Annotated in this window: 2 protein-coding genes; both read right to left on the bottom strand. The window is 59.0% G+C overall.

Translation table 11 applies throughout. The features are described from left to right. Positions 1 to 99: type II toxin-antitoxin system VapB family antitoxin (locus NW853_RS05100; RefSeq protein ID WP_414348149.1), on the bottom strand; the 99-nt coding region annotated here is incomplete at its 3' end. 65 nt (positions 100 to 164) lie between these two features. Further along, positions 165 to 746: a hypothetical protein gene (locus NW853_RS05105; RefSeq protein WP_414348147.1), complete on the bottom strand. Its 582-nt coding sequence runs from the start codon at positions 744 to 746 to the stop codon at positions 165 to 167. Positions 747 to 1,182: the final 436 nt, after the last annotated feature.

The following is a 1,182-nucleotide window of genomic DNA, read 5'->3' on the forward strand; positions in this document are numbered from 1 at the left end:
TTGAGCTAGGGTGCGCAGCGCTTTGTGAATCACCTTGCGCTTGGTCTTGAGGCCGGTTACCTGGCGGGCCCACTCGATGAGTTCATCGTCCAGAGCCATGTTGGTGCGTATGGGGATCCGCTTGTGTATAAGAACGCAGTCTTATGCGGATCCTGTGCCTAGATTTAGCGGTGCGCCAGCCGCTCCCATGCCTCCAGCACCAAGCGGCGGGTGCGGTATTCGCCAAATTGCCGCATTTCTTTTTCCTTGAGCACGCGGAAGGTCTCGCCGGGGAAGGTGCTGGCAGCCACACGTCTGGCATACCCCGCCGGATCGAGAGGATCTTCCACCTCTTCCCAGGGATCGAGGATGTTTTCTAGCTCACGCTCGGTCAGGTCGGCAGGGTCGAGAATGTAGCGCAGTTGCTTGCGGGTGAGGCCGTAGAGCCGGGCGTAGTAGGCGTCCAGCTCGGCGCGGAGCACAGCGCGGCGGTCTTCATCCCAGCGGAAAGGTGGGCAGGGGATACCCTCTCCCCAAGCTTTGGGAGAGGGGGTTGGGGGGTGAGGGCCAACCACCGCTCGCAGCGCCTCAAAGCACTCCGTCTCGCCAAGGCGGATGGCTTCGTTCCAGACATCGTCCGCGAAGGGCTTCATGTCCCAGGCGGTGTAGGTCAATTCCAACACCCGCGGCACGATGAAGGCGAGGTCGGCAGGGGTGTAGGCACTCGGCGGGAGGACGGGGAATTGCTTGACGTAGAAGAAATTCATCGTTGTTCCGCCAATTTTTTGACGTGCTACGTAATCAAACGGAATTGAACAAGTATTTGCTAACAAACAAGCCTGTAAGAGTGAGTTTGGGGTATCGAAAATCAGAAGCGGAATTTTATTCCCTACTCCCACCCTTGGCAGCAGACTGAAAATCGCCGTTCGTTCGTTCGTCGCATTCGTCACATCGCGAAACCCCAGCAACCATCCCCGCCGCCAATTGCCCAGCCGAGCTTCAACTTCTTCTGCCGGCACCCAGTACCAGGGCTGGACGACGAAGTGCGGGTCGGCGTGCTGTGCTGCGTCAGGGGTAGGTAGTTGGGTGCTAGAACGCGAATCCACTCCCTCATACGTGCCGTAGCGGTGGTCGTAGTGCCAGAGCATTTTGGCTTCGTAGAGGGGGAGGTAGAGTCCCTCTCCCCCTTGATCCCCCTCTCCC

It is taken from the genome of Synechococcus sp. H55.11 (genome assembly GCF_047462475.1).
GTDB lineage: Bacteria > Cyanobacteriota > Cyanobacteriia > Thermostichales > Thermostichaceae > Thermostichus.

Bases quoted from the DNA above. Each gene is read 5' to 3' on its own strand.
- NW853_RS05105 (WP_414348147.1), bottom strand. From the start codon at position 746: ATGAATTTCTTCTACGTCAAGCAATTCCCCGTCCTCCCGCCGAGTGCC.